General features: G+C 61.8%; 22 protein-coding genes. 15 read left to right on the top strand and 7 right to left on the bottom strand.

The genetic code is table 11. The features are described from left to right. Nucleotides 1-219: 219 nt before the first annotated feature. Nucleotides 220-390: a hypothetical protein gene (locus KW824_RS00575; RefSeq protein WP_218408571.1), complete on the top strand. Its 171-nt coding sequence runs from the start codon at nt 220-222 to the stop codon at nt 388-390. Nucleotides 391-468: 78 nt separating this feature from the next. On the opposite strand, the gene KW824_RS00570 is transcribed toward KW824_RS00575, so the two are convergent. Then, nucleotides 469-1,524, bottom strand: coding sequence for a PA0069 family radical SAM protein (locus KW824_RS00570; protein WP_218408570.1), 1,056 nt, complete (start codon nt 1,522-1,524; stop codon nt 469-471). 175 nt (nt 1,525-1,699) lie between these two features. On the opposite strand from KW824_RS00570, the gene KW824_RS00565 reads away from it, so the two are divergent. Further along, complete coding sequence (locus KW824_RS00565; RefSeq protein ID WP_005329705.1) at nt 1,700-2,290, top strand: tetratricopeptide repeat protein; 591 nt, start codon at nt 1,700-1,702, stop codon at nt 2,288-2,290. Between the two features lie 4 nt (nt 2,291-2,294). On the opposite strand, the gene KW824_RS00560 is transcribed toward KW824_RS00565, so the two are convergent. After that, nucleotides 2,295-2,507 (bottom strand): hypothetical protein, encoded by a 213-nt coding sequence (locus tag KW824_RS00560; protein WP_218408569.1) that lies wholly within the window; start codon nt 2,505-2,507, stop codon nt 2,295-2,297. A gap of 355 nt (nt 2,508-2,862) precedes the next feature. Here KW824_RS00560 and thrS point away from each other — a divergent pair, with 355 nt between their 5' ends. From thrS to KW824_RS00495, 13 genes are all read left to right on the top strand, one after another. After that, nucleotides 2,863-4,791 carry a threonine--tRNA ligase gene (gene thrS, locus KW824_RS00555; protein ID WP_218408568.1) on the top strand — a complete coding sequence of 643 codons (1,929 nt, stop codon included), beginning with the start codon at nt 2,863-2,865 and terminating at the stop codon, nt 4,789-4,791. Nucleotides 4,792-4,812: 21 nt separating this feature from the next. Continuing rightward, nucleotides 4,813-5,343 (top strand): translation initiation factor IF-3, encoded by a 531-nt coding sequence (gene infC / locus KW824_RS00550; RefSeq protein WP_205597183.1) that lies wholly within the window; start codon nt 4,813-4,815, stop codon nt 5,341-5,343. A gap of 85 nt (nt 5,344-5,428) precedes the next feature. Then, nucleotides 5,429-5,626 (top strand): 50S ribosomal protein L35, encoded by a 198-nt coding sequence (gene rpmI / locus KW824_RS00545; protein ID WP_005315535.1) that lies wholly within the window; start codon nt 5,429-5,431, stop codon nt 5,624-5,626. Nucleotides 5,627-5,640: 14 nt separating this feature from the next. After that, complete coding sequence (gene rplT / locus KW824_RS00540; protein ID WP_010674800.1) at nt 5,641-5,997, top strand: 50S ribosomal protein L20; 357 nt, start codon at nt 5,641-5,643, stop codon at nt 5,995-5,997. 324 nt (nt 5,998-6,321) lie between these two features. Beyond that, on the top strand, nt 6,322-7,305 hold the full coding sequence (gene pheS, locus KW824_RS00535; RefSeq protein WP_005329694.1) for a phenylalanine--tRNA ligase subunit alpha: 984 nt from the start codon (nt 6,322-6,324) through the stop codon (nt 7,303-7,305). A gap of 12 nt (nt 7,306-7,317) precedes the next feature. Continuing rightward, complete coding sequence (gene pheT, locus KW824_RS00530; RefSeq protein WP_005329693.1) at nt 7,318-9,705, top strand: phenylalanine--tRNA ligase subunit beta; 2,388 nt, start codon at nt 7,318-7,320, stop codon at nt 9,703-9,705. A gap of 3 nt (nt 9,706-9,708) precedes the next feature. After that, nucleotides 9,709-10,005, top strand: a complete 297-nt coding sequence (ihfA, locus tag KW824_RS00525; protein ID WP_005300715.1) for an integration host factor subunit alpha — start codon at nt 9,709-9,711, stop codon at nt 10,003-10,005. A 54-nt stretch (nt 10,006-10,059) separates the two neighbouring features. After that, nucleotides 10,060-13,986, top strand: coding sequence for a response regulator (locus KW824_RS00520; protein WP_218409062.1), 3,927 nt, complete (start codon nt 10,060-10,062; stop codon nt 13,984-13,986). 1 nt (nt 13,987) lies between these two features. Continuing rightward, entirely contained in the window at nt 13,988-15,232 is a 1,245-nt protein-coding gene (locus KW824_RS00515) for a response regulator (RefSeq protein ID WP_043131789.1), read from the top strand. A 3-nt stretch (nt 15,233-15,235) separates the two neighbouring features. After that, nucleotides 15,236-15,850: a GNAT family N-acetyltransferase gene (locus KW824_RS00510; protein WP_218408567.1), complete on the top strand. Its 615-nt coding sequence runs from the start codon at nt 15,236-15,238 to the stop codon at nt 15,848-15,850. A gap of 72 nt (nt 15,851-15,922) precedes the next feature. Beyond that, nucleotides 15,923-16,696: a Sir2 family NAD+-dependent deacetylase gene (gene cobB, locus KW824_RS00505; protein ID WP_171273835.1), complete on the top strand. Its 774-nt coding sequence runs from the start codon at nt 15,923-15,925 to the stop codon at nt 16,694-16,696. An 86-nt stretch (nt 16,697-16,782) separates the two neighbouring features. After that, a complete protein-coding gene (locus KW824_RS00500; RefSeq protein WP_218408566.1) occupies nt 16,783-17,265 on the top strand; it encodes a hypothetical protein in 483 nt (160 codons plus the stop codon). Then, nucleotides 17,262-18,920: a diguanylate cyclase gene (locus KW824_RS00495; RefSeq protein WP_218408565.1), complete on the top strand. Its 1,659-nt coding sequence runs from the start codon at nt 17,262-17,264 to the stop codon at nt 18,918-18,920. Before KW824_RS00500 ends, KW824_RS00495 begins: the two co-directional genes overlap by 4 nt. 63 nt (nt 18,921-18,983) lie before the next feature. Here KW824_RS00495 and KW824_RS00490 read toward each other — a convergent pair whose 3' ends face one another. The 5 genes from KW824_RS00490 to rbsA all read right to left on the bottom strand — a co-directional run bounded on the left by KW824_RS00490 (nt 18,984) and on the right by rbsA (nt 24,477). Next, nucleotides 18,984-20,012 (bottom strand): substrate-binding domain-containing protein, encoded by a 1,029-nt coding sequence (locus KW824_RS00490; protein ID WP_042648233.1) that lies wholly within the window; start codon nt 20,010-20,012, stop codon nt 18,984-18,986. Continuing rightward, entirely contained in the window at nt 20,012-20,944 is a 933-nt protein-coding gene (gene rbsK / locus KW824_RS00485) for a ribokinase (RefSeq protein WP_218408564.1), read from the bottom strand. The genes KW824_RS00490 and rbsK overlap by 1 nt, the downstream gene beginning before the upstream one ends. Before the next feature lie 102 nt (nt 20,945-21,046). Then, nucleotides 21,047-21,922 carry a ribose ABC transporter substrate-binding protein RbsB gene (gene rbsB, locus KW824_RS00480; RefSeq protein ID WP_041205808.1) on the bottom strand — a complete coding sequence of 292 codons (876 nt, stop codon included), beginning with the start codon at nt 21,920-21,922 and terminating at the stop codon, nt 21,047-21,049. Nucleotides 21,923-21,943: 21 nt separating this feature from the next. Further along, the gene (rbsC, locus tag KW824_RS00475) at nt 21,944-22,909 is read right to left on the bottom strand and encodes a ribose ABC transporter permease (RefSeq protein WP_041205806.1); all 966 of its coding nucleotides are present in this window, start codon (nt 22,907-22,909) and stop codon (nt 21,944-21,946) included. After that, nucleotides 22,906-24,477 (bottom strand): ribose ABC transporter ATP-binding protein RbsA, encoded by a 1,572-nt coding sequence (rbsA, locus tag KW824_RS00470; protein WP_218408563.1) that lies wholly within the window; start codon nt 24,475-24,477, stop codon nt 22,906-22,908. The genes rbsC and rbsA overlap by 4 nt, the downstream gene beginning before the upstream one ends. Nucleotides 24,478-24,492 lie beyond the last annotated feature (15 nt).

The raw sequence follows: 24,492 nt of genomic DNA, 5'->3' as shown, positions 1-24,492 counted from the left end.
TTGCTGCCGTTTGTCTCTGGCCGCGTGCCCCCAGCCTGATGGGTCAGCCTGATCCTGTTGCTGTACGCGTCGCTGATCACTCGCACCGCGAGCATTGCCGTACTCCTCCTTGTCCTCAATTCATCATGCCTGCGTCATCCCCCTGTCATGGGATGAGGCCAAGCTGCCCCTGTCGCACTCAACAGACTGCGACGCGCAGCCATCAAACAGGAGCACCTTATGACTAGCTGGGTAATGTGGGAGATCTGGTGGAGCCGGGTATGGGGCGAACATCAACCAGCATCGCTGGCAGGGGAGCATGAGGATGAAGTGGCCCATGAGCCGGCACGACTGCCCGCCGAATTGATCGCCCAAGGCAAGGCCACGCGCTCGCCTCGGCCAAGAGGGTGAGGCCCTGCTCGCCGGCATGGTTTGTGGTGTACCGGCGAAGGGGAGGCGTTGTGAGTGCGGTTGATGCTGCCCCGGCGATCAGAACAGGCGCAGCTGCTCGTTGGGGCGAATGAAGGCAGAGGTGTTGAGCGCGATATGGCGCTTGCCCAGTTGCAGCCGCTTGCTGATGAGCCGAAAGCGCTGGGCGAGCAAGTCGGCGAATTGCCCCTCTCCGCGCATGCGAGTCCCGAAGGCGGGGCTGTTGAGCGCCCCCCCTCTGCTTGCCCGCAACTGGTTCAGGATGGCCTCCTTCTGGCCGGGGTAGTGCTCTTCCAGCCAGTCGCAAAATAGGGTGGTCAGCTCGTGGGGCAGTCTCAGCAGGATATAGTCGGCGCAGCCGGCGCCTGCCTCCACGGCGCCCTTGATGATCTGCTCCAGCTCGGGCTCGTTGAGCCGCGGGATCATGGGGGCCGCCAGCACTCCCACAGGTATCCCGGCCTGTGCCAGCTTCTCGATGACCTTGAGCCGACCCGCTCCCGTGCTGGCGCGGGGCTCCAGCTGTCGCCTCAGCGTCTCGTTCAGGGTGGTGACCGACACCATCACCTGGCAGAGCCCCTCCCGGGCCAGCTCGGCCAGCAGATCGAGATCGCGCAATATCATGGCGCTCTTGGTGATGATCCCCACCGGATGGCGATGAGCCAGCATCACCTCCAGCAGCTCGCGGGTGAGACGATAGTGGTGCTCTATGGGTTGGTAGGGATCGGTATTGGCCCCGAGCACTATGGTCTGCGGCTGATAGGTTGGTTTGGCAAACTCCCGGCGCAGCAGCGCGGCAGCGTTCACCTTGGCAAACAGCCGGGTCTCGAAATCCAGGCCGGGGGAGAGCTCCAGATAGGCGTGGCTGGGTCTGGCGTAGCAGTAGATGCAGCCATGCTCGCACCCCTGATAGGGGTTGATGGAGCGGCCGAAGGGGACGTCCGGCGAGAGATTGTGGCTGATGATGCTCTTGGCCTGGATCTCCCGCACCTCGGTTCGGGGTTGGGACGCACGAAATGCCGCCTCCCATTCCACGGCCTGCCAGCCATCGTCGACGACATCGATCTGCGGGCCGCTGAAACGGTGCTCGATATTGTGGGTGCTGCCTCGTCCTGCCATCTCATCACACCGAGTACTGTTTATACATACAGTTATTTTGCTCGAGATAGTGCCAAACATCAAGTCCGGCCACTCTTCCCTTATTTCACTCGGTCAAAGAACGGGATCTCCTGCTTGATCTGTCGCTACATTTCGTTTACATAGACAAAATGCGAACTGGATCACGGAAATCATCATGAGCCCCACCACTTACCGCTGGCTGTTTATCGCCGTCATTGCCCTGGTCGCCTGGCGTCAGCTCCCGCTCTCCACCGAGCAGGAGCTGGCGGCGGCCAACCGCGCCTGGCGGGTGGGTCACTTCGAGCAGGCGACCGGTATCTGGCAGCCGCTGGCCGAGCAGGGCCAGCCTAGGGCGCAGGCCCTGATGGGATGGAGCCATGAGCTGGGGCAGGGGAGCGAGCAGGATCTGGTGCAGGCCATCCGCCTCTATCGCCAGTCCGCCGAGGCGGGAGATGCATTTGGCCAGTACCGGCTGGCGGAGCTTTATCTGCGCGGGGTAGGGGTGCCACGGGATCTGCGTATCGCCTTTCACTGGATGGAGCGAGCGGCCCGCAACGGGGACGTGCCCGCCATGCTCAAGGTGGGTGTGCTGCATCTGATGGGGGCCAACGGTCGGGTCGACATGGCCGAGGCCAAGCAGTGGCTCTATCAGGCCTCGCAAAAGGGCAACAAGCTGGCGTTGACGGTATTGCAGGAGCTGGCGCTGGCCGAGGAGGGTCGCAGCGCCTTCGATTTCAATGGCCAGTCACTGCTGGGGAAGGGTTAGCCCCTCAGCGGCTGGCAGTGATCTTGCCCGGTGTCACGTCGGTGACGTAGAGGGTGCTGCGATCGGCGCTGTGCACTATGCTGCATACCTCGCGCTTGCTGCCATCACTCAGGATCACCAGCTCTCCGAGATGAACGGGGCAGTGTGTCGTCAACAGGTGATCCGGGTGGACAATCTTCTCCGCATGCTCCGGAAACGAAATGTCATAGGTGTACATCATGCTCTCCTTGTTCAGGCAGACGCCTCACTGGAACCCTAGCACACAGAGGGCGAGGTGGGACCCACATCGCATGTGCATCGTTCCGGTGCCTCTGTTGACGCCTCTCCTCGCTTCCACTTTCCATGGTATACAAAATCGGCAAGGCAACTTGTCTGAGTCGTGACGTCTGATACAATCCTCCGCTGTACCTGTCCATTGATGGCCTTGCACACCCAAGAGGGTGTGTACCACTTCTGCGTACCAACCGTATTGTGAACGGTGAAACTCGGGAGTGAACTGCTTGAAATGAAAGGTTTTCTCCAACCTGCATGTGCCCTTTGGTAGGGGGCACCACTGTATAAGGAAACACCGAATGCCAATCATTACTCTGCCTGACGGCAGCCAACGTCAATTTCCCCACGCCGTTTCCGTCATGGACGTCGCCGCTGACATAGGTCCGGGCCTCGCCAAGGCGTGCATTGCCGGCCGTGTGAACGGTGAACTGGTGGATGCTTGCGAGCTGATCGAAGCCGATGCCTCCCTGGCCATCATCACCGCCAAAGACGAAGACGGTCTGGACATCCTGCGCCACTCCTGTGCTCACCTGCTGGGTCATGCCATCAAGCAACTCTGGCCCCAGACCAAGATGGCCATCGGTCCTGTCATCGACAACGGTTTCTACTACGACGTTGATCTCGACCGCACCCTGACCGATGAAGATCTGGCTGCCCTGGAAGAGCGCATGCTGGCGCTGGCCGCCAAGGATTACGACGTCGTCAAGAAGAAGGTTTCCTGGCAGGAGGCGCGCGACGTGTTCGAGGCCCGCGGCGAGACCTACAAGGTCGAGATCCTGGATCAGAACATCGCCCGTGATGACCAGCCCGGTCTGTATCATCACGAAGAGTACATCGACATGTGCCGCGGCCCTCACGTGCCGAACATGCGTCACTGCCACCACTTCAAGCTGCAGAAGATGTCCGGTGCTTACTGGCGTGGCGACTCCAACAACAAGATGCTGCAGCGCATCTATGGTACCGCCTGGGCCGACAAGAAGCAGCTCAAGGCCTACCTGCAGCGTCTCGAGGAGGCCGCCAAGCGCGACCACCGCAAGATTGGCAAGCAGCTCGACCTGTACCACATGCAGGAAGAAGCCCCCGGCATGGTGTTCTGGCACAACGATGGCTGGACTATCTTCCGCGAGCTGGAAACTTTCATCCGCGGCAAGCTCAAGGAGTACGATTATCAGGAGGTGAAAGGCCCCTTCATGATGGATCGCGTGCTGTGGGAGCGTTCCGGCCACTGGGAAAAATATGCCCAGGCCATGTTCACCACCCAGTCCGAGAATCGCGAGTACGCCATCAAGCCGATGAACTGCCCGGGTCACGTGCAGATCTTCAACCAGGGCCTGAAGTCCTATCGGGACCTGCCCCTACGCATGGCCGAGTTCGGCTCCTGCCACCGCAACGAGCCCTCAGGCTCCCTGCACGGTCTGATGCGGGTGCGCGGCTTTACTCAGGATGACGCCCACATCTTCTGTACCGAAGATCAGATCATGGAAGAGGTGTCGGCCTGTATTCGTATGGTCTATGACGTCTACGGCACCTTTGGCTTCGAAAACATTGTGGTCAAGCTATCCACCCGTCCCGAGCAGCGCATCGGTTCCGATGAAGCCTGGGATCGCGCGGAAGCCGCCCTGGCGGAAGCCCTGGTGCTCAACGGCCTGAAGTACGATCTGCAGCCGGGGGAGGGTGCTTTCTACGGTCCCAAGATCGAATTCACCCTGCACGATTGTCTTGATCGTGCCTGGCAGTGTGGTACCGTGCAGCTCGATTTTGCCTTGCCGGGCCGTCTTGGCGCCACTTATGTGGGCGAAGACAACGAACGTCACGTACCTGTGATGATCCACCGGGCCATCCTCGGGTCTCTTGAGCGTTTCATCGGTATCCTGACCGAAGAATACGCTGGACTGTTCCCGACCTGGCTGGCACCGACTCAGGCCGTGGTCATGAATATCACGGATAATCAGGCCGATTATGCGGTGAAAGTTGCCAAGGCATTGAATGATGCGGGCCTTCGCGCAAAAGCGGACTTGAGAAATGAGAAGATTGGCTTTAAAATCCGCGAGCATACTTTGAAGCGAGTGCCTTTCATGCTGGTCTGCGGCGATAAAGAAGTAGAAGCCGGCAAGATTGCAGTACGGACTCGTAAAGGGGCTGACCTGGGTTCTTATCCTGTTGAAGAGCTGATAGCTCTGTTAACCCAGGAAGTTCAGACCCGCGGACAAAAGAAAGTGGAGGAATAAGCTATAAAAGGCGGAAAAAAACTGGGCAAGCAACCGCAAGCCCGCGCTCACCGGATCAATGAAGAGATCCGTCTGAAAGAAGTTCGTCTGACTGGTTTGGACGGTGAGGCCATTGGTATCACCACCATCCAGGATGCCCTGAACTTGGCCCTTGAAGCCGGAGTGGATCTGGTCGAGATCAGTCCTAACGCTGAGCCGCCCGTTTGCCGAATCATGGATTACGGCAAATTCCTCTACGAAAAGAGCAAGACCACCAAAGAACAGAAGAAAAAGCAGAAAGTCGTCCAGGTAAAGGAAATCAAATTCCGTCCTGGCACTGACGAAGGCGACTATCAGGTAAAACTACGCAACCTGGTTCGCTTTCTGGAAGACGGGGACAAGGCGAAGGTCACCCTGCGCTTCCGTGGTCGTGAAATGGCCCACCAGGATCTTGGTATCAAGGTTCTGGAGCGAGTCAAGAACGATCTGGAAGAGTTGGCCGTAGTCGAGTCGTTCCCGAAAGTCGAAGGCCGTCAAGCTGTGATGGTCCTCGCACCCAAGAAGAAATCTTAAGGCCCACAAGAAATTGACTCATGGGCTCGCCCCATGAGTCGGTTCGCCTTGCGATTTTGTTGTCACTCACAATGCGGAGTATGAAATGCCGAAGATGAAAACCAACCGGGGTGCTGCAAAGCGCTTCAAGAAGACTGGCTCAGGTCGCTTCAAGTGCAAGCACAACCACCTGCGTCACATCCTGACCAAGAAGAGCAGTAAGCGTAAGCGTAAGCTGGGGCCGAAGTTCATGGTTTCTGCTGCCGACCACAAACGTGTTGTCGCTTGTCTGCCGTACGCATAAGGGGGATGTGAAAAATGCCAAGAGTTAAACGTGGTGTGACTGCTCGCGCTCGTCACAAGAAAGTAATGAAAGCCGCCAAGGGTTACTACGGCGCCCGTTCCCGTGTCTACCGCGTAGCGGTACAAGCGGTAACCAAAGCTGGTCAGTATGCCTACCGTGACCGTCGCCAGAAGAAGCGTCAGTTCCGTCAGCTGTGGATTGCGCGTATCAACGCTGCAGCCCGTCAGAACGGTCTGTCCTACAGCCGTCTGATCGACGGTCTGAAGAAGGCTTCTATCGAGATCGATCGCAAGATCCTGTCCGATATCGCCGTTCACGACAAGCTGGCTTTCACCGCCCTGGTTGAAAAGGCCAAAGCAGCTCTGGTTTAATCCGGTTCTGTTATGAAAGATAAAAGGAGGCTCAGGCCTCCTTTTTTGTTGTCCGTTTTTTACTTTCGACCCTGTTTGCCACACAGCGCATCAGCTGTGGTTGCTGACGTGAAAATGTCTGATATGCCAACAAACTGCTACAGGTATTCAATATTTTAAGCGAGTGAGAAGGACGACTTGAGACTCGCTTGATATAACAAAATGATTTATAGGGAGAAAAGCCCGCCGTAACTATGGTCAGCGAAGGGGCTTTTTTTGTATTATTCCCCTCTTGACCTTATTTAGCCTACAGGCTCCTGTTTCGGGAGTGGTGACGAGGAAGACATGCAACAGCTTGAAGAAGTAGTCGGCCAGGCCAAGGCCGAAATTGAGGGCGTGAGCGACATCGCCGCCCTCGACGAAATCCGGGTCAAATATCTGGGTAAAAAGGGCTTTTTTACCGAGCAGATGAAGGGCCTGGGTGCTCTGTCTGCTGAAGAGCGTCCCGCCGCGGGCGCCGTGATCAACCAGGCCAAGCAGCTGGTTCAAGATGCCTTGAACGCGCGTCGTGACGCCCTCGAAGTTGCCGTGCTGAACCAGAAGCTGGCCGCCGAGACCATCGACATCAGCCTGCCGGGTCGTCGCATCGAGAACGGTGGCCTGCACCCGGTGACTCGCACCATTGAACGCATCGAGCGCCTGTTTGGCGAGATGGGTTTCAAGGTCGAGCGCGGTCCCGAGATTGAAGATGGCTTCCACAACTTCGATGCGCTGAACATTCCGGCTCATCATCCGGCGCGTACCGATCACGATACCTTCTACTTCAATCCTGACCTGATGCTGCGTACCCACACCTCCGGTGTGCAGATCCGCACCATGCAGCAGCAACAGCCGCCGATCCGCATCATAGCGCCGGGCCGTGTCTATCGTAACGACTACGACATGACCCACACCCCGATGTTCCACCAGGTCGAAGGCCTGCTGGTCGACGAGCATGCCAGCTTTACCGAGCTGAAGGGCATCCTGCACGACTTCCTGCGTAACTACTTCGAGGAAGACCTGACCATTCGCTTCCGTCCTTCCTACTTCCCGTTCACCGAACCGAGCGCCGAAGTAGACGTGATGGGCAAGAACGGCAAGTGGCTGGAGGTGTTGGGCTGCGGCATGGTGCACCCGAACGTGCTGCGTTCGGTCGGCATCGATCCGGAAAAATACTCCGGCTTTGCCTTCGGCATGGGCGTTGAGCGCCTCACCATGCTGCGCTACGGGGTCAATGACCTGCGTGCCTTCTTCGAAAACGACCTGCGCTTCCTCAAGCAGTTCAAGTAAGGGCGAGAGAACATGAAATTCAGTAAATCCTGGGTGATGGAGTGGGTCCGCACCGAGTTGAGTGACAACGCGCTGGCCGAGCAGATCACCATGGCCGGTCTGGAAGTGGACGCCGTGGAAGCGGTGGCTGGCCAGTTCAACAATGTGGTGGTGGGTGAGGTGGTCGAGTGCGCCCAGCATCCGGACGCAGACAAGCTGCGGGTGACCAAGGTCAACGTGGGTGAGGCCGAGCTGCTGGACATCGTCTGCGGCGCGCCGAACTGCCGCGCCGGCCTGAAAGTCTGCGTGGCCAAAGTAGGGGCGACCCTGCCGGGTGATTTCACCATCAAGAAGGCCAAGCTGCGTGGCCAGCCGTCTCACGGCATGCTCTGCTCCTTCAGCGAGTTGGGTATCGATGTCGAAGCCGATGGCATCATCGAGCTGCCGCTTGATGCGCCTATCGGGACCGATATCCGCGAATACCTCGCACTCAACGACGTCAGCATCGACGTGGATCTGACCCCGAACCGTGCCGATTGCCTCGGTATCGCGGGGCTCGCTCGTGAAATCGGCGTGCTCAACAGCGTTGACGTGGTCGAGCCGACCTGGGCGCCGGCTGTTGCAACTATTGATGCGACCTTCCCGATCCGGGTTGAAGCAACCGCCGATTGCCCCCGTTATCTGGGCCGCGTCATCAAGGGGCTGAACCTGCACGCCATGAGCCCGCTCTGGATGCAAGAGAAGCTGCGCCGTGGCGGTATTCGTTCCATCGACGCCATCGTCGACATCACCAACTACCTGCTGCTGGAATACGGTCAGCCGATGCACGCCTTCGATCTGGCCAAGCTGGAAGGGGAACTGGTGGTGCGCCGCGCCCGTAGCGATGAGCCGATGACTCTGCTCGATGGCAACGAGGTGAAGCTCAAAGAGACCACGCTCGTTATCGCAGACGCCCAAGGCCCTGCCTGCATGGCCGGCATCTTCGGCGGCGATCGCACCGGTGTGTCCGAGACCACCACCGACATCCTGCTGGAGTGCGCCTTCTTCGCGCCGCTCTCCATCACCGGCCGTGCCCGTGCCTACGGCCTGCACACCGACTCCTCCCACCGCTTCGAGCGCGGGGTGGATCCGGAACTGCAGACCAAGGTGATGGACCGTGCTACCCGTCTGCTGCTAGATATCTGCGGTGGTGAAGCCGGTCCGGTCATCGAGGTCAAATCCGATGCCCATCTACCCAAGTCTGCCCCCATCAAGCTGCGTCGCGCCAAGCTCGACAAGGTGATCGGCATCAGCGTGGCGGATGCACAGGTGGTCGAGATCCTGACCCGTCTCGGCATGCAGGTCACTGTGGATGCCGACGGTTGGACCGCGCTGGCGCCCTCCTGGCGTTTCGACATTGCCATTGAAGAAGACCTCATCGAGGAAGTGGCCCGCATCTACGGCTATAACAACATCCCGAACCTGAAACCGGCGGCCTCTCTGGCCATGGTTGAGCAGGCAGAAGGGCAGGTGACCTTGAAGCGGGTGCGCGACCTGCTGGTCGATCGCGGTTTCCAGGAAGCGATCACCTACAGCTTCGTGGATCCCAAGGCTCAGCAGACCCTGTTCCCCCAGAGCGATGCCATCGTGCTGCCGAACCCCATCTCGGTCGAGATGTCCGCCATGCGCGTCTCCCTATTCCCGGGTCTGGTGCAGGCTGTGGTCTACAACCAGAATCGCCAGCAGGGTCGTGTGCGTCTGTTCGAGCAGGGCCTGCGTTTCATCAAGGACGCGAGCGCCGAGAACGGCATCCGTCAGGAGCCCATGCTGGCCGGCATCATCACCGGCAACCAGAGCGACGAGCACTGGGACGTCAAGAGCCGTGGCAGCGACTTCTTTGATTTGAAAGGGGATCTGGAAGCGGTATTGGATCTCACCGCCGAAGGGGCCACCTTCAGCTTCGAGCGTACCGAGCACAGCGCCCTGCACCCGGGTCAGAGTGCCGTTATCCTGCGCAATGGCGCCGTCATCGGCCATATCGGCGTGATCCACCCTAGCCTCGAGAAGAAGCTGGGACTCAAGAGCCGCGCCGTGATGTTCGAGCTGGAGCTGGACAAGCTGACCCCTGCCAAGGTGCCGGTTGCAGCCGAAGTATCCCGCTTCCCGGCCAACCGTCGTGATATCGCCGTGGTGGTAGATCGTCAAGTTCTGGCAGGCGACGTACTGGCAGTAATTAAAAAAGTTGGCGGAAATCAGTTAGTTGGAATAAACTTGTTCGACGTATACCAGGGTGCTGGTATGGCAGAGGACAAGAAGAGCCTGGCCATCAGTCTAGTGTTGCAAGACACCCAGCGCACCCTGGAGGAGAAAGAGATTGCCGAGACCGTAGACAATGTCGTGCGGGCCCTTGGTGAAGAGTTGAATGCATCCTTGAGGGATTGATCTATGGCGCTTACCAAAGCCGACATTGCAGAGCACCTGTTCACCCAGCTCGGGATGAGCAAGCGTGAAGCCAAAGACATGGTGGAAGCCTTCTTTGAGGAAATCAGACAGGCGCTCGAGCGCGGTGAACAAGTCAAAATTTCAGGCTTCGGTAACTTTGATCTTCGTGAGAAGAACCAGCGTCCTGGACGTAACCCAAAGACGGGTGAGGATATTCCCATCAGCGCCCGTCGTGTGGTGACCTTCCGGCCTGGCCAGAAGCTCAAGGCCAGGGTAGAAAATGTTGAACCCAACGAGTAAAAGAAAGCCAGGCAAATGCCTGGCTTTTGCGTTTCTATGATAAAGACCCTATTTCTGCTCGGTGCGCTGCTGGCCCTGCCGCTGCGTGCCGCCATGCTCCCCCTGTCAGCCGAGACCCAGGCGTATGTCGATACGCTCACCGAGCTGACTTTTTGTTACCCGGTCCTGCAGCGTCCACCCTATCTGGAGGAACAGGGGGGGTTGCTCATCGATCAGATGAAACGACTGGCCCTGCAACTGCCGGTGCCGCTGCGCTTCGAAAAATTGCCAAACTGGACGGCAACTCTGCAGGGCTTGCAGCACGGGCAGTGTGATCTCATCCCCCATGTGGGACCTGCTAGGGAGACCCTGCCCGGTACGGCCTTGAGCCGTGCCATGCTGGAGGCGGAGTCCGCCATCCTTTATCGGGGGGAGCTCGAGCAGGCGACCTTCCTGGTCTCGCCCATCTGGCAGGCAGAGGAGACCCTGCAGCGGCTCTATCCCCACTCTTCCCAGTTGCGCCTGACGGATGCGGAGAACTGGTATGGGGCTCTGGTGGCGGGCAGAGGCAGCGCCTACCTCGGCGACTATCTGCAACTGCGCTATCTGATGCGGGAGTTCCCGGATGAGGGGCTGCGCTTGCGGCGGTTGCGCAGCGACGATCTGGTGATCAGCTACCGGCTGATGATGGGCGACAGGCCGCAATTGCACGAGCTGATAGACACGGCGATCCGCTTCCTGCCACCGGGTAACCTCTACCGGGATCTGGGGCGCTATCTGCCCCAGAGCGAGCAGGACATCAATCCCTTGCACTTCACCGACAAGGAGCAGGCCTGGCTGGTCGGTAGCGCGCGCACCATCAAGCTGGTGGCGGATCCCGGCTTCATGCCCTATAGCGGCGTCAATCAGCAGGGTGAGCTCGTCGGCTGGAGCGGCGATGTGCTGCGGGAAGTGAGCCGCCAGACGGGGCTGAACTTCGAGCTCATCCCCGTGACAAGCAAGGAGGAGGCGCTGGCCAGGTTGCGCAGCGGGGAGGCCGCCATGATGGCCGGTCTGCTGGAGTCTCCGACCCTGCACGAGGAGTTCGAGTTCACCCGTGCGGTGGCAACCAGTCGCTATGCCCTGGTCAGCCGCAAGCGGGGGGCTTATCAAGCCCTTGCCGAGGTCAAGGGCAAGGTGGTCGTGCCTCGTATGCTCTACGACACCAGCCTGCTGGCCCGGTTCGGGCAACACGACTGGGCGGTGACCGACAACCTGCAGCAAGGGTTGGCTGCGGTGCAGAGCGGTGAGGCCGATGCCATGCTTGCCGAGCTCTATCAACTGCAATATCCGCTGCGCAACAACCAGCTGAGTGAGCTGAGCATCACGGAGCTGCCGGAGGTGTTTGGCCTCGGCTTTGCCATCAGGCGGGATCAGCCAAGGCTCGCCGGGGTGCTGGAGCAGAGCCTGATGACGATTAACGACAGGCAGGTGAGCGAGCTGGTACAACGTTGGCGGCGCCTCGTCCTGAACCAGCAAGAGGGGGTCAGTTACGGATTCTGGCTTGGCTCTGTCCTGTTGGCGCTCTTGATCAGCGCGGCAGTGATCTGGTCAGTCTGGCGCTCCCGTCAGCAGCTGGCCCAGGAGGCGCGCGAGCGTCATAAGGCCGAGCAGGCGTTGGCGCTGGAGAGCAAGTTCAGGGAGTCCCTGTTCCAGGCGTTGCCCGTTCCCGTGTTTTTGCGCAATGACAAGGGGGAGGTGATCAAGCGCAACAAGCGGGCCAAACGGATGGAGGCGCGTTACGCCACCGATCTCGTCCTGCCGTCTCCCCAGTTGCAAGGGGCTGAAGGGGAGATCGCCTTGCGGGATCAGGTTTACTCCTATGCCCAGATCCCGCTGCGCCTGGGACCCCAGGCGCCCGCCGGGGACCTCATCGCCCTGTCCGACATCAGCGCCTTGCGCGAGCGCACCCGCTTGCTGCGCCAGGCGGAGCGCCGCCTGCGGGCCCTCACCAATACGGTGCCCGGAGTGGTGCTGCAGTTCACCCTGCTCGGAGGGGCCATCACCCGGGTGGAGTTTGTCAGTCGCGGCAGCCATGAGCTGCTGGGGCTGGCCAGTCAGCAGATCCGCCTCAATCCCAACGAGGCGCTCACCCGCATCTCGCACCAGGACAGGCGGGAGATGCGGGCTCCCATGCTGGCCATGTTGCAGGCCGGGCGCCCCTTCTCCCACCTGCTGCGCTACCAGCATCCGGGCAAGGGCACGCGCTGGCTGCAGTTCTCCGGCAGAGGGCGCCGGCAGGGGGAGGGGTGGCGTGTCTTTGGGGTGGTGCAGGATGTGACCAACCGGGTCGAGCAGGAGCACTCCCTGCAACTCTCCCACGAGCAGGCCCAGCAGGCCGTGCTCGCCAAGGGACGCTTCCTCGCCGCCGTGAGTCACGAGATCCGCACCCCCATGAACGCCATCCTGGGTCTGCTGGAATGGCTGGATCAGACCGAGCTCTCTGCGGAGCAGGCCTCGGTGCTGGCGCACGTCAGGCAGGCAGGCAACGAATTGCTCGGGCTGCTCAACGACGTGCTCGACTTCAGCCGCAACGAGAGTCGCCAACTGCGGCTCTCCCTGCAGCCGACCGATCTGGTGGAGCTGTGCGAGCATGTGGCGGCGGTGCACTGGTCCAAGGCGCGTTCCAAACGCCTGCAACTGCGTCTCAACCTGGACCCGACGCTGCCCGCCCTGATGGCGCTGGATCCTCACCGGGTGCAGCAGGTGCTGCACAACCTGCTCTCCAACGCCATCAAGTTCAGCGAGCGGGGCGAGGTGGTGCTGTGGGCCCGCCGGCACGGGGAGTGGATCTGGTGCGGGGTAGATGACGAGGGGCCCGGCATCAGTGCCGAGTTGTTGCCTCGGCTGTTCCTGCCCTTCGAGCAGGGGGAGGAATTGGGACAGCTCAGGGCCCAGGGTACCGGTCTGGGGCTGGCCATCTGTCGTCAGTTGATGGAGCAGATGGGAGGGAACATCCGGTTCGAGCCGGTGGCCACCGGTGGCAGCCGCTTCATTTGCGCTTGGCCACTCAGGCAGGTGCAGGAGAAGGCGCCCTGGCAGCCAAGGTTCAAACAGATTTCTCTGCAGCTCCCCCCCGAGGCGCTGGCATACATGCGGGCCTGGCTCGCCGAGTTTGGCGTGACCGAGGAGGCGACGGCGCCCGCTCTTGCCGTCACCCTGGATGAGCAGGGGTTGAGTGCCTGGTCCTGGCAGGGAGAGCCCTGGATCCCGGGCTCTGTGGTGAGCCTGCTGCAACCCAGGTTGGTTCAGGGGAGCGGGGAGGTCGCGGGTCTGCCGGGAGCCGGTATGCGTGTCCTCTTGGTGGAAGATCACGAGGTGAACCGGGTGTTGATCAGCATGCAGCTGAGTCAGCTGGGAGCCCGGGTATTGAGCGCCGCCAATGGCCGTCTGGCGCTGGACATCCTGCAATCGGAATCGGTGGATCTGGTGCTGACCGACCTGCAGATGCCGGTGATGGACGGTGCCGAGCTGTGCCGGCAGTTGCGGGCTTCGGCGCGCTGGCAGCAGTTGCCCGTTTATGTGATCACCGCCGATCTCAGCGAGCAGGCGGCGCAACGTCTGGCCGATTGTGGTTGCCAGGGCCATCTGGACAAACCCGTCCTGTTGAAGGAGCTGGCCACCTTGCTGCGCACCGTCTCGGGTCGCAGCAGTGTGCCTCTGGCGGAGGAGGCGGCCGTCAATGCCACGCCCATGACGACCTTGCTCAATCCGGCACTCATCAATCTCTACCTGGTGTCGGCTCGCCAGGATCTGGCCGACATTGAGGGGTGCGTCACGGCAGGGGATGAAGGCGCCCTCAATACGGCTTTACACAAGATGAAAGGGGCCGCCAAAATGGTGGGGGCCGCCGCCTTGGTTCAGGTGATCGAACGCTGGCAGCGAGCCCCCGGGCAACCCTTGGTGGAAGAATTGAAGCAGGCCGTGGAAGAAGTCTGCCGGCAACTGGGCGAGAGAGCATGAGATGATCATCACAGATGAAGAGTTATTGGCGTTGCTGGAGTCTGATGTCAGCCAGGAACCCGTATTTCACCCCGTCAGCGTCTATGCCCTGGACGCTGTCTCACACCGGGCGGCAAAGGAGGCGGGCTTGCCGGCCTATGCCAGCCTGCACCGTACCCGACCCGACGCGAGCTGGCAGTGGGAGGGGTTGTTCGCCGCCGGGGCCATCGCCCTGTTCGATCCCGCCTCCCATGCGGGAACCGACTATCTGCCGCGGCTGCAGACCCCAGGGGTGGGGATCTATCGCCTGTCTGATCCCTGGCTTGAGGGGGTGGAGGCTCGGGAGCAGGGGTGGAGGGATTGGCTCGCCCAGCTCCAGATCCTGCTGCTCGAGGATCATCCCTTCCAGGGAGCCTGCATCCAGCAGGAGATCCAGGCGCTGGGACTGCCCTGCCACTGGGTGCAGGACGGCGAGGGTTGCCTGCAGGTGCTGGAAGAGGGGGACGTGGGACTGCTGGTCTGCGATCTCAGTCTGGCGGAGCAGGATGCCATCAGTCTCTTGATGAACCACCCCCAGTACCGTCGTTTGCCCATCATATTGCTGTCCGCCCACGATCAGACCCTGATTGACGGGGCCAGACGCCTGCTGCACGACGCCGGCTTCAACGTGCTGGCCGCGCTGGCCAAACCGCTACAGAGCGACGATCTGCTGCGTCTGCTCAAGACGCTTTATCTGGGGCCGCAGCGTCAACGCAGACTGGGTGGCTTGAAGCGTACCATTCGCAGCTGGCAGGGAGAGGCGCGGGGTCAGCTTGGTTTGCTGGCGGATGCGGCCTCTTGCCCTCTGCCGGTCTGGCTGGCCGTGAGCAGCCTGCCCCCGCACTGGGAGCCCCTCAAGGCATGGCTGGAGCAGCATGGCCGGCAGGCGAGCGAGCTGACCCTGGTCATCCACCGGCGGGATCACCTGCTGAGCCAGGCGGATCGCTTCGCCCTGGTGTTGCAGGCGAGTCTGGCGGGGGCCAGGCTCGCCCTGCTGCTCGACAGTGCCCAGCATCTGCCTTTCGATCAACTGGAGCGATTGCCGCTCCAGAGCCTGCTGCTGGGGCAGCATCTGTTGCCGGAGCTGGAGGCCATGGCTGCGGACTCCCTGCTGGCCCGTTTCATCCAGCGGGCCCGCGAACTGGGCATGGCCCTCTATCTCGACGATCCCTTCAACCTGCAGGATGCCGCCCAGTGGCAGGATCGCGGCATGGCGGGGCGCTGGTAGCCCGTGCCGCGCTATCTTTGCTGGCCTCCCGATGAGGCGCGCCTGCACCGGGCACTGGCGGGTTGGGTGCATCCCGGCTCACGGGCATCCTTGCCCTTGATGATGGACGTGGGCGGCATCCCCTGCCGGTTGCAGGAGCTGGCAGGGTCCGATCCCGAACGCTTGAAGGCGGCCTATGAGGCGCTGAGCGAACAGAGTGTCTACCTGCGTTTCATGCGCGCCAAACAGCCAGTCACCGCCGAGCAGCTCGCCTTCTTTCTCGATTATCCCAGAGCGCCCCAGATAGGGCTGCTGCTCACCGACGAACAGGGGCGGCCACTGGCCATGGCCCAGTCCATCCGACGGCGCCTGCATCCCGACAGGGCGGAGTTCTCCTGCATTGTTGCGGATCATTTTCAGCATCGGGGCGCCGGGCGCCGCCTCTTGGTGGCGCTGGCCCTGCTGGCGCGCGGGGAGGGGATACGCGAGTGGACCGCCGAGGTGCTCGGACAGAATCGTCCCATGCTGGCACTGCTGAAGGGGTTGGGGCTCCCGCTCACCCTGGTGACGGGCCGGGATATGGTGTTTGTCCGGCTGGACTTGAGCGTCCTTGATACCCTGATGCCCCGACATGCATAAGACCAAGGGCGAATGTGCCGGGCCGACCTGCTGTGCTAAGGTCAGCCTGTCACCCGTTGGAGGAAATCAACCATGGTGCAGTCAGCCAAACATATCGTGATCCTCACCGGCGCCGGCATCTCGGCCGAATCTGGTATCAAGACCTTTCGGGCCTGCGACGGCCTGTGGGAGGAGCACAGGGTGGAAGACGTGGCCACCCCGGAGGGCTACGCACGGGATCCTGAGCTGGTGCAACGCTTTTACAACGCACGGCGCCATCAGTTGCAACGAGTCGAGATCCACCCCAATCCCGCCCATTATGCCCTCGCACGCCTCGAGCGCCTGCTGCCGGGTCGCGTGACCCTGGTCACCCAGAACATCGACAACCTGCACGAGAGCGCCGGCAGCAAGAACCTCATTCACATGCACGGAGAGCTGCTCAAGGCCCGTTGCCCGGTTTCCGGGCAGGTGATCGAGTGGCGCGGGGAGCTTCATCAGGAGGAGCTCTGCTCCTGCTGCCAGTTGCCCCAGCCGTTGCGGCCTCATGTGGTCTGGTTTGGCGAGATGCCGCTCGGACTGGATCGCATCTACTCGGCGCTGGCGCAATGCGATCTCTTCATCTCCATCGGCACCTCGGGAGCCGTCTATCCAGCAGCGGGGTTTGTGCATGAGGCGGGCCTCAACGGTGCTCACACGGTCGAGCTCAACCTGGAGCCGAGCGAGGTTGGCAGCCAGTTTGACGAGAAGCGCTATGGCCCTGCCTCCCTGCTGGTGCCGGCTTTCGTGGACGAATTGTTGCAAAGCTGCGGCATACACCAGCCCAAACAGATCGACGGTCATAACTGGATGGAGATGCGTGGACCATAGCCTATTGAGTCACAACATAGTTGCATTGACTCAATGAAGCCGCCACACTGACCCGTAAAATAGAGGACGCAGCTGGCGCAAGGTATATGGACATTTTCAAGCGTGGGACCGTTTTTCTTCTGCTGGTGCTGACAACGTTCAGCACTCAGGCCGCCGCTTCCTCACCTCTGTTGCTGCTGATCCTGCCAGACAAGCGGGAGATCCCTCTGGATGAGGCGACACTGGCCGCCTTGCCGCAGACCGAGTTCGAGACGTCGACCCCCTGGACCGTCGGGGTTCACCGTTATCGTGGCCCGACCCTGAAGGCGATGCTGATGGCTCAGGGGCTCAAGGATGTCACTCAAGTCCGGGTGACCGGCCTCAATGACTATCAACAACAGTTCAATCTTGCCCGGTTTGCCCAGGTGCCGCTGACTCTGGTGCGCTATCAGGATGACAAGCCGTTGACCCGTCGCAACAAGGGGCCAGTCTGGCTGCTGATGCCCTTCTCGGAATATCCTGAACTCGATGTCTCATCCATCCACAGCTACATGGTGTGGCAACTGGTGCGCATCGAGGTCATCCCGTGACTCGTCGACAGCGCCACAATCTGCTGCTCGCGGCCATCTCTCTGCTGTTTCTCTTTTCTTCCGTCTGGGGGCTGTTGCTGCAGAATCGGCACGAGCAACTGGTCGATATGTTCTATCGCAACACCCACTGGAACATCAGCCAGGTCATGCTGGAATCCCAGCGTTTCCTTTACGATTTGCGCCTCTATCGGGCGGGAGCCCTCGAGATGGAGACCCTGAGCCTGGATTACGATCTGCTGTGGAATCGGCTGGATGTGTTTCTGGTCAGCAGCGAAACCGCCGATGCGCGCACTCGTCATGGATTGGGAAGCGTGTTGGCCAGGTTGTTTGAGGAGGTCAAGGCACTCGAACCCCAGATGCAGGCCGGTAAGCTGCAAGAGGGCGAGGCCCTTGTCCGTTCGCAGGCCCGGATTGCAGCACTGACCCGCCAGGTGGAGCAAATAGGGGATCATATTCTCTCCGGGCAGGAGCGGGAAGCCTCGCTCAATCAATTGCGCCAGAGCCTGTTCTGGATCCAGATCTGGCAATTGATCCTGCTGGTGATGGGAGGCGTGCTGGTGTTTGCCCTGATCCGCACCAATCTGCAGAATCGCCGCCTCTCCCTGCTTGACCCCATGACCCGGCTGGGCAATCGCCGCGCCTTGCAGGGGCAGCTCAGACAATCCCTGCAGCGCAATCATGCCCAGGCCCTGGTGGTGCTGGATCTGAAACGGTTCAAGCAGGTCAATGATCTGCTCGGTTACCAGGTCGGCGACCGCCTGCTGCAGGCGGTCTCCGCCCGGCTGCGGCAAGCCTATCCCGGTCGGGCTTACCGGCTGGGGGGGGACGAATTTGCGGTGGTCCTGGCCGGCGAGCAGCCCGGCCTCGAATCCCAGATGGACGCCATGGTGAGCCTGTTGCAGTTCGAGTTCGTGACCCGGGAGAGCAGCTTCGATCTTGCCTGTCGTTTCGGGGTAGCCAGGGCTATGGAAGGGGAGGACGCGGATCAGCTGTTGGAGCAGGCCATACTGGCACTGAATCAGGCCAAGCGGGACAATGCGACCCTGATCTGGTTCCAGCCAGCGATGAAGGCCTCCCTGAGCATGAGTCAGCGTCAGCTGCATCAGTTGCGGGAGTGGTTGGCGGGGACGGCACCCTCGCCGCTGGAGACGATATCACAGACCCTGGAGGATGAGCGGGGGCAGCGGGTGCTGAACATCAGCCTGCGCTGGCGGGTGGGACAGCAGGGGTGCGACATGGACTGGATGCAGGAGCGCGGTGTGCTGGGACAAGTGGTGGCCCGATTGCTGACGGACGCCGAGCATCAGCAGCCGTTGCTGCTGGTGCTCCATCAGCAGTCTCAGCTGGCTCATGTCCTGGCCTACCTGCCCCCCTTGGAAGAGAAAGTGCTCATCCTGGCGCTGCCGACCCTGACGGAGGATGCCGCCCTGCTGGAAAAAGTCAGCCAGCGCGGCTGCGTACTGGCATTGCGTGAGCTGGGCAGTCGCGCCCCCGCACTGTTGCGCGCGGGCTGGCCGGTGCGCTACTGGCTGCCCGACCCTTCGGATCACGATGTCTTGTTGCAGCCACTGGCGCGGCAATTGGGGCTGTTGCGTCTGGGTCGCCCGGCAGAAGAGCAAGAAGGGGAGATGAGGAGACAGCGGGAGCCCTGTTGACTCGGTGGCGATGAAGGAAAGCGACAAGGGCGGCCCGAGGCCGCCCTTGTCGCTTTGAGCAAATCACTGCGGGTGGAGGGCTGCGGGGGGCGGGAAGGGGGCGCAGGAGTCTCTGATCACCAGATCTGGGTCCACGGTGATCATGCGATTATCTATCCGTTCACCGTTGATCCGCGCCAGCAAGCGGGTGACGGCGAGGCGACCCAGCTCCTCTTTCGGTTGATTGACCGTGGTCAGCGGGGGGGACATAAACTCGGCCAGTGCCACGTTGTCATAGCCGACGAGGGAGAGATCCCGCGGTATGACGAGCCCGGCTCGATGGGCGGCACTGATGACCCCCATCGCCATCATGTCATTGCAGACGAAGAGGGCGGTGGGGCGTGCAGGCAGGGCAAGCAGGCGGGTCATGGCGGCAAAGCCGCTGGCGCAGTCGAAATCCCCCTCCTGGATCCAGGCCGGATTGATGGCCCGTCCGGCCTCCTGCATGGCCTGCTCGAAGCCAGCCAGGCGCTGGTTGGCTGGGGCGCGGCGGTGGGGGCCGGTGATGCAGCCGATGTCGGTATGACCGAGTGAAAGGAGATGGCGGGTGGCGAGATAGCCGCCGCGATGGGAGTTGTCGGCGATGAGATCCACCTCCTTGCTCTCCATGCCCCAGTCCATCACCACCACCGGCAGGCTCTTGAGCCAGTCGAGCTGGTTGAACACCTCCTGCTGTCCTTCACTGCACATGATGAGCAGACCGTCGACCCGTTTGCGCAACATCATTTTCAGGTAGGAGAGGGCCGTCTCGGCCTGCCCCTCGGTGTTGCCCAGCATCAGGTTGTAGCCCTGCTCGAAGCAGTAGCGCTCCACCCCGCGCACCACCTCGGCGAAGAAGGGGTTGCTGGAGGTGGTGACCAGCATGCCGATGCTGTTGGTCTCCTTCACCTTGAGGCTGCGGGCCACCAGGCTGGGGGCGTAGTTGAGATCGCGCATGGCACTGAAGACCCGCTCCCGGGTCTCCTCGGCCACGAAACGGGTCTCGTTGATGACGTGAGAGACGGTGGTGGTGGAGACGCCCGCTCGCGCCGCCACCTCCTTGATATTGGCCATCAGTGCCCCTGCGCCGCTTGTGCCTGCAGGAAGGTGTCGACCTCCTGCTTGCTCGGAATGGAGCTTTGGGCGCCGAACCGGGTGACAGAAAGCGCCGCCGCCCCGTGGGCGAAGCGCACCGCCTCATGGAAGTCAGCGCCGGCCAGCTCGGCCGCCAGCAGGGCGCCGTTGAAGGTATCTCCGGCGGCCGTGGTGTCCACCGCCTCGACTCGAAAGCCTGGAATGAGCGCCTGTTGTCGGCCGTTGCTGCAATAAACGCCCTGAGAGCCCAGGGTGATCATCACCTCCCCAATGCCCATCTGGTGGAAGCGGGCGGCCGCCTGTGCCGCGCTCGCCTCGTCACTCACCTTGACCCCGGTCAGCAGCTCGGCTTCGGTCTGGTTGGGAGTGATGAGATCCACCAGCGCCAACAGCTCGGCCGAGAGCGGCCGGGCGGGCGCCGGATTGAGCACCACCCGGGTGCCGTGGGTGCGGGCCAGACGGGCAGCCTCGAAGACGCTCTCCAGCGGTACTTCCAGTTGCAGCAGCAGGGTGTGGGCGTCCGCAATCAAGGCTTCGTGGCATTTCACCACGGCAGGAGTGAGGGCGCCGTTGGCCTCGGCGGAGATGCCGATGCTGTTCTCCCCCTCGTCGCTCACATAGATGATGGCGATGCCGGTGGGGAGGTGCTCGTCCTGCTCCACTGCGCTCACGTCGATGCCATCGTTGGCGAAGCCCGCCTTCATCTGGCGGCCGATGGCGTCGTCGCCGATGCGGGCGATAAAGGAGACGGCAGCACCGAGGCGAGCGGCGGCCACCGCCTGATTGGCCCCCTTGCCGCCGGGCACCACCTGATAGCTATGACCGGTCAGGGTTTCACCCGGGCGAGGAAAGTGGGGAACGCGCAGCACATGGTCTGCATTGACACTGCCCAGAACGACGAGACGATTCATGTTGACTACTCCTGATGCATCTTGGCTTGGACGCTCGGGTTGGAGCACCCAGGCCGGGAGGCATGGTAAGAGAGCGGGGGAGGCGAGCCTCCCCCGTCATGTTTACTTGCTGACGATTTGCAGCGGTACCGGGATGGACTGCTCCACCGGCTGGCCCTTGAGCACCTTGTCGGCGGTTTCCACGCCGATGGCACCGATCAACGCCGGCTGCTGGGCCACGGTGGCGGCCAGTTTACCCTTGGCCACGGCGGCCTTGCCATCGTCGGTGCCATCGAAGCCGACGATCATCACCTCTTTGCCGGCGGCTTGCACGGCGCGGATGGCACCCAGCGCCATCTCGTCGTTCTGGGCGAACACCGCCTGTACGGTCGGGTGGGCCGCCAGCAGGTTCTCCATGACGTTCAGACCCTTGGTACGATCGAAGTCGGCGGGCTGGGATGCCAGCACCTGCAACTTGTTGGCGGCCACGGCCAGGGCGAAGCCCTCGCCACGGTCACGGGCGGCGGAGGTGCCGGCGATCCCTTCGAGCTGGATCACCTTGGTGCCGGCACCCAGCTTCTCGGTGATGAAGTCACCGGCCAGCTTGCCACCGGCCACGTTGTCGGAGGCGATGTGGGCCTTGACCTCCCCCTGGGCCGCGCCGCGGTCCAGGGTCAGCACCGGGATGTTGGCTTTGTTGGCCAAGCGGATGGCGTTGCCCACCGCTTCGGAGTCGGTCGGGTTGATCAGGATGGCGTTGACCTTGCGCACGGTGAGATCTTCCACGTTGGAGAGCTCCTTGGCCGGGTCATTCTGGGAGTCCAGCACCACCAGCTCGTAACCAAGCTCCTTGGCCTTGGCTTCGGCACCCTCCTTCATGGTGACGAAGAAGGGGTTGTTGAGGGTGGAGACCACCATGGCCAGCGTCTGATCGGCGGCCTGGGCGGTACCCAGCACGGACATGATGGCGGCAGCGAGCAGGGTATTGAGCTTTTTCATCATTTCATTCCTTGTGTGTGCTTACTTGCTTTTGTTATCGATCATCACGGCGAGCAAAATGACGCTGGCCTTGGCGATCATCTGGTAATAGGAGGATACGTCGAGCAGGTTGAGGGCGTTGTTGAGGAAGCCGATGATCAAGGCACCGATCAGGGTACCCATGATGCGGCCCTTGCCGCCCATCAGGCTGGTGCCACCCAGCACCACGGCGGCGATGGCATCCAGCTCGTAACCCATGCCGGCAGTTGGCTGGGCCGAGGAGAGGCGGGAGGTGACGATGAGCCCCGCCAGCGCAGACAACATGCCGCACAAACCATAGACCGCGAGCTTGACCCTGGCCACGTTGATGCCGGAGAGGCGGGTGGCCGATTCGTTGCCGCCGAGGGCATAGATGTAGCGACCGAGGCGGGTGTGGTTGAGCAGGTACCAGGCCAGCAGGAAGACGATGGCCATCAGCCAGATGGGCACCGGCAGGCCGAACAGGTAACCAGTCCCCAGCCAGGCGAAGTGATCGGCGCCGTCACTGAAACCGGTGGAGATGGGACGCCCCTCGGTGTAAACCATGGTCACGCCGCGCAGGGCGGTCATGGTGACCAGGGTGGCGATGAAGGCCTGCACCTTGCCCTTGGCAATGATGAGGCCGCTGACGCCGCCGAGCAGGGCACCGGCCCCCAGGGTGAGGGGTACTACCAGCCAGATGGGCAGCTCCATGGCCACCATGGTGGCCGCCAGGGCGCCGCACAGGGCCAGCACAGAGCCGACCGACAGGTCGATGCCGGCGGTGAGGATGACCAGCGTCATGCCGACCGCCATGATGGCGTTGACCGAGGTCTGGCGCAGTATGTTGAGCAGGTTGTCGGCGGTGAAGAAGTTCGGGCTCAGGAAAGAGACGACGCCGATCAGCACCAGCAGCGCCACCAGGGATTTGTTCTCGATCCACCAGGCCTTGCTCATGACGCCGCGGCGGGAAAGGGTTTGGGTTGTCATTGTGCTGCCTCTTGCTCTGCTTGCCACTGTTTGCCGACTGCCGCCGCCATCAGTTTCTCCTGATTGGCCTCGCGGGTGTTGAACTCTGCGCTGATGCGCCCTTCGTGCATCACCAGGATGCGATCACTCATGCTGAGCACTTCCGGCATCTCGGAGGAGACCAGGATGATGCTCATCCCCTCCTTCTTGAACTGGTTGATGAGTTGATAAATTTCCTTCTTCGCCCCCACGTCGACGCCGCGGGTCGGCTCGTCGAGGATCAGCACCTTGGGCCTTGTCAGCAACCCCTTGGCGATGGCCACCTTCTGTTGGTTGCCGCCGGAGAGGAGCTTTATCAACTGATCCTGACTCGGGGTCTTGATGTTGAACAGGCGCACATAGTCGCCCACCGCCTGGCGTTCGGCCTTGCCGTCTATCTTGCCGTGAGTGATGAACTCGTCGAGGGCGCAGAGGCTCATGTTTTCGCGTACCGAGAGCTCCAGCACCAGGCCATCCCCCTTGCGATCCTCGGAGATGTAGGCGATGCCGGCGGCCAGGCCGTCGGCGGGGGTGCGTGGCACCAGTACCTTGCCATCAACTTCGACCGCGCCGCTGCTGATGGGGCTGGCGCCGTAGATGAGCTTCATCAGCTCGGTACGCCCGGACCCCATCAGGCCGCTGAAGCCCAGAATTTCCCCCTGGCGCAGGGAGAAACTCACCCCGCGCACGCCGAGGCCGGCCAGATCCTTCACTTGCAGGCTGACGGGACCGAGCTCGCGCGCGAGGCGCGGGTATTGCTCCTCCAGCCGGCGACCCACCATCATCTCGATGATCCTGTCTTCGTCGAGCTCACTCACCGCTTGCTCGCCTATCCACTTGCCATCGCGCAGCACGGTGACCCGGTCGCAGATCTGGAAGATCTCTTTCAGGCGGTGGGAGATGTAAACGATGCCGCAACCCTGCTCGCGCAGCTCGCGGATGACCACGAACAGCTGCTCTGTCTCTGTGTCGGTCAGGGCGTCGGTGGGCTCGTCCATGATGATGACGCTGGCATCGAACGACAGCGCCTTGGCGATCTCCACCATCTGCTGCTCGCCGATGGAGAGATCCCCGAGCCGGGTGTCCGGCCCGTGCTTGACGCCGAGGCGTGCCAGGAGGGTGCTGGCACGCTCGCGCAGTTGCTTGTGGTCAATGCTGCCAAAGCGGGTGCGCGGCTCGCGGCCGAGGAAGATATTGGCGGCAATAGAGAGCTCCGGCAGCAGGTTCAGCTCTTGGTGGATGATGCTGATCCCCTGATCCTGGGAGTCGCGCGGTCCCTTGAAGTGGACCGGTTGGCCACGATAGCTGACGGTGCCAGCATCGGCCTGGTAGATGCCGGTCAGTACCTTCATCAGGGTGGACTTGCCAGCGCCATTCTCGCCGAGCAAGGCCATCACCTGACCCGGGTAGACTCGCAGACCCGCTTCGTCGAGAGCGCGCACCCCGGGGAAGGTCTTGACGATCCCGGTGAGCTCAAGAATGGGCGAGGGGGGCGTGTTAACGCTCCCGGTGAGCCCAACAAGGGGTGAGAGGGGGGAGGTTGTGCTCATTTGCAGCTTCCTTGA

Source organism: Aeromonas sp. sif0611 (assembly GCF_019218845.1).
Lineage (GTDB): Bacteria > Pseudomonadota > Gammaproteobacteria > Enterobacterales > Aeromonadaceae > Aeromonas > Aeromonas media.
This window is presented reverse-complemented; position numbering and strand designations above follow the sequence as displayed.

What these genes read in the sequence shown, in the direction of transcription:
- KW824_RS00575 (WP_218408571.1), top strand. Translation starts at nt 220, where the DNA reads ATGACTAGCTGGGTAATGTGGGAGATCTGGTGGAGCCGGGTATGGGGC.
- KW824_RS00570 (WP_218408570.1), bottom strand. Translation starts at nt 1,524, where the DNA reads ATGGCAGGACGAGGCAGCACCCACAATATCGAGCACCGTTTCAGCGGC.
- KW824_RS00565 (WP_005329705.1), top strand. Translation starts at nt 1,700, where the DNA reads ATGAGCCCCACCACTTACCGCTGGCTGTTTATCGCCGTCATTGCCCTG.
- KW824_RS00560 (WP_218408569.1), bottom strand. Translation starts at nt 2,507, where the DNA reads ATGTACACCTATGACATTTCGTTTCCGGAGCATGCGGAGAAGATTGTC.
- thrS (WP_218408568.1), top strand. Translation starts at nt 2,863, where the DNA reads ATGCCAATCATTACTCTGCCTGACGGCAGCCAACGTCAATTTCCCCAC.
- rpmI (WP_005315535.1), top strand. Translation starts at nt 5,429, where the DNA reads ATGCCGAAGATGAAAACCAACCGGGGTGCTGCAAAGCGCTTCAAGAAG.
- rplT (WP_010674800.1), top strand. Translation starts at nt 5,641, where the DNA reads ATGCCAAGAGTTAAACGTGGTGTGACTGCTCGCGCTCGTCACAAGAAA.
- pheS (WP_005329694.1), top strand. Translation starts at nt 6,322, where the DNA reads ATGCAACAGCTTGAAGAAGTAGTCGGCCAGGCCAAGGCCGAAATTGAG.
- pheT (WP_005329693.1), top strand. Translation starts at nt 7,318, where the DNA reads ATGAAATTCAGTAAATCCTGGGTGATGGAGTGGGTCCGCACCGAGTTG.
- ihfA (WP_005300715.1), top strand. Translation starts at nt 9,709, where the DNA reads ATGGCGCTTACCAAAGCCGACATTGCAGAGCACCTGTTCACCCAGCTC.
- KW824_RS00515 (WP_043131789.1), top strand. Translation starts at nt 13,988, where the DNA reads ATGATCATCACAGATGAAGAGTTATTGGCGTTGCTGGAGTCTGATGTC.
- cobB (WP_171273835.1), top strand. Translation starts at nt 15,923, where the DNA reads ATGGTGCAGTCAGCCAAACATATCGTGATCCTCACCGGCGCCGGCATC.
- KW824_RS00500 (WP_218408566.1), top strand. Translation starts at nt 16,783, where the DNA reads ATGGACATTTTCAAGCGTGGGACCGTTTTTCTTCTGCTGGTGCTGACA.
- KW824_RS00490 (WP_042648233.1), bottom strand. Translation starts at nt 20,012, where the DNA reads ATGGCCAATATCAAGGAGGTGGCGGCGCGAGCGGGCGTCTCCACCACC.
- rbsK (WP_218408564.1), bottom strand. Translation starts at nt 20,944, where the DNA reads ATGAATCGTCTCGTCGTTCTGGGCAGTGTCAATGCAGACCATGTGCTG.
- rbsB (WP_041205808.1), bottom strand. Translation starts at nt 21,922, where the DNA reads ATGAAAAAGCTCAATACCCTGCTCGCTGCCGCCATCATGTCCGTGCTG.
- rbsC (WP_041205806.1), bottom strand. Translation starts at nt 22,909, where the DNA reads ATGACAACCCAAACCCTTTCCCGCCGCGGCGTCATGAGCAAGGCCTGG.
- rbsA (WP_218408563.1), bottom strand. Translation starts at nt 24,477, where the DNA reads ATGAGCACAACCTCCCCCCTCTCACCCCTTGTTGGGCTCACCGGGAGC.